Raw genomic sequence first — 2,640 nt, forward strand, 5'->3', positions numbered from 1 at the left:
CCGGGGCTGCACAAAGGCACAATAGCGCCACTTCGCGTGGCACTGCGCCACTTTTTCTTGCATTGAGGCCCCGCTCGCGCGCCGGTCCAGCACCCCATCCGCCGCGACCCGCAAGGGACCCGGCGGTTGTTTTATTGTGAATCTCCATGGAAAAACGCGTACTTTTCCGCTCCCGATGGCTCCCCTGGGCATTGATGCTGCCGCAGCTGGTCATCATCAGCGTCTTCTTCTTCTGGCCCGCCAGCCAGGCGATCCTGCAGTCCATGCAGGTGCAGGATGCCTTCGGCCTGTCCACCGAATGGGTCGGCTTCGATAACTTCCGCCAGCTGTGGGACGACCCCAACTACCTGGCGTCGTTCCAGACCACCGCCTGGTTCTCGGTGCTGGTTGCCGCTTTGGGCATCGGCATCTCGCTGGTGCTGGCCATTTTTGCCGACCGCATCGTGCGCGGCGCCATGGTCTACAAGACCTTGCTGATCATGCCGTACGCCGTGGCGCCGGTCATCGCCGGCGTGCTCTGGGTGTTCATCTTCTCGCCCTCCATCGGGGTGGCGACGTTCGGCCTGCGCGCCATCGGCGTGGACTGGAACCACCTGATGAACGAGGGCCAGGCGATGGCGCTGATCATCATCGCCTCGGTCTGGAAGCAGATCTCGTACAACTTCCTGTTCTTCCTCGCCGGCCTGCAGTCCATCCCGAAGTCGCTGATCGAGGCCGCCTCGATCGACGGCGCCGGCCCGTGGCGGCGCTTCTGGAACATCCAGCTGCCGCTGCTCTCGCCGACCACCTTCTTCCTGCTGGTGATCAACATCGTCTACGCGTTCTTCGACACCTTCGGCATCATCGACGCCACCACCGCCGGCGGCCCCGGCCAGTCGACCTCGATCCTGGTCTACAAGGTCTACCAGGACGGCTTCAAGGCGCTCGACCTGGGCGGCTCGGCCGCGCAGTCGGTGATCCTGATGATCATCGTGGTGACGCTGACCGTGGTGCAGTTCCGCTATGTCGAGAAAAAGGTGCAGTACTGATATGTGCCACGCACCGCTTTGTTTTGTGAATCTGGAGCCCGCACATGGTTGACCGCCGCCCCTGGCTCACCGTCCTTTCGCACGCCGTGATGATCCTCGGCGTGCTGGTGGTGGCCTTTCCGCTGTACCTGGCCTTCATCGCCTCGACCCACACGCCCGATGCCATCGTGCAGGCGCCCATGCCGCTGCTGCCGGGCAGCAACCTGTGGGAGAGCTACAAGGCCGCCCTGCTCGGTTCGGGCAAGCTCGGCTCCAACACCACGGTGGCGCACATGATGTGGGTCAGCTTCGTCACCGCCATGGTGATCACCGTGGGCAAGATCGCGATCTCGCTGTTGTCGGCGTTCGCCATCGTGTACTTCCGCTTCCCGTTCAAGATGTTCTGCTTCTGGGCCATTTTCGTGACCCTGATGCTGCCCGTGGAAGTGCGCATCCTGCCGACCTACAAGGTGGTCGCCGACCTGGGCATGCTCAACAGCTACGCGGGCCTCACGCTGCCCTTGATCGCCTCGGCCACGGCCACCTTCCTGTTCCGCCAGTTCTTCCTGACGGTGCCGGACGAGCTGGTGGAGGCGGCGCGCATGGACGGCGCCGGCGCGATGCGCTTCTTCAAGGACATCCTGGTGCCGCTGTCCAAGACCTCGATCGCGGCGCTGTTCGTGATCCAGTTCATCTACGGCTGGAACCAGTACCTGTGGCCGCTGCTCATGACCACCAGCGAAGACATGTACCCGGTGGTGATCGGCATCAAGCGCATGGTCGCCGGCGGCGGCGAGGCCGCGATCGACTGGAACGTGGCCATGGCCACGGCCATCCTGGCCATGCTGCCGCCCACGGCGGTGGTGATCCTGATGCAGAAGTGGTTTGTCAAGGGCTTGGTCGATACCGAGAAATAAGCCCCAGCCACCCTCTTTTGACCTATTGAACGAATACTCCCATGGCATCCATTTCCCTGAAAAACGTCGTCAAGCGCTACGGCAGCGGCAAGACCGCCGTGCCCGTGATCCACGGCGTGAACGCTGAGATCGCAGACCGCGAATTCATCGTCATCGTCGGCCCCTCGGGCTGCGGCAAGTCCACCCTGCTGCGCATGATCGCCGGCCTCGAAGAAATCTCCGGCGGCGACATCTGCATNGACCGCGAATTCATCGTCATCGTCGGCCCCTCGGGCTGCGGCAAGTCCACCCTGCTGCGCATGATCGCCGGCCTCGAAGAAATCTCCGGCGGCGACATCTGCATCGGCGAGCGCGTGGTCAACAACCTGGAACCGGCCGAGCGCGACATCGCCATGGTGTTCCAGAACTACGCGCTGTACCCGCACATGACGAACTTCGACAACATGGCCTATGGCCTGAAGATCGCCAAGGTGCCCAAGGACGAGATCAAGGCGCGCGTGGACAAGGCCGCCAAGATCCTCGAATTGAGCCACCTGCTCGACCGCAAGCCGCGCCAGCTCTCGGGCGGCCAGCGCCAGCGCGTGGCCATGGGCCGCGCCATCGTGCGCCAGCCCAAGGTGTTCCTGTTCGACGAGCCGCTGTCCAACCTCGACGCCAAGCTGCGCGCCCAGACGCGCCTGGAAATCCAGAAGCTGCACCGCGAACTCGGCATCACC

3 protein-coding genes are annotated in these 2,640 nt (G+C 63.5%); all 3 read left to right on the plus strand.

Translation table 11 applies throughout. The features are described from left to right. The first annotated feature begins 146 nt into the window (after window positions 1-146). On the plus strand, window positions 147-1,028 hold the full coding sequence (gene ugpA, locus QZH66_RS14935) for a sn-glycerol-3-phosphate ABC transporter permease UgpA (protein WP_305806705.1): 882 nt from the start codon (window positions 147-149) through the stop codon (window positions 1,026-1,028). A gap of 44 nt (window positions 1,029-1,072) precedes the next feature. Next, complete coding sequence (gene ugpE / locus QZH66_RS14940; RefSeq protein ID WP_305806706.1) at window positions 1,073-1,924, plus strand: sn-glycerol-3-phosphate ABC transporter permease UgpE; 852 nt, start codon at window positions 1,073-1,075, stop codon at window positions 1,922-1,924. Between the two features lie 41 nt (window positions 1,925-1,965). Further along, on the plus strand, window positions 1,966-2,640 hold a 675-nt coding region (locus QZH66_RS14945; RefSeq protein ID WP_305806707.1), incomplete at its 3' end, for an ATP-binding cassette domain-containing protein.

This window comes from Stenotrophomonas sp. YIM B06876 (genome assembly GCF_030711595.1).
In the GTDB taxonomy this organism is placed as follows: Bacteria; Pseudomonadota; Gammaproteobacteria; order Xanthomonadales; family Xanthomonadaceae; genus Stenotrophomonas.

Coding starts and splice junctions, on each gene's coding strand:
- ugpA (WP_305806705.1), top strand. CDS start 147: ATGGAAAAACGCGTACTTTTCCGCTCCCGATGGCTCCCCTGGGCATTG.
- ugpE (WP_305806706.1), top strand. CDS start 1,073: ATGGTTGACCGCCGCCCCTGGCTCACCGTCCTTTCGCACGCCGTGATG.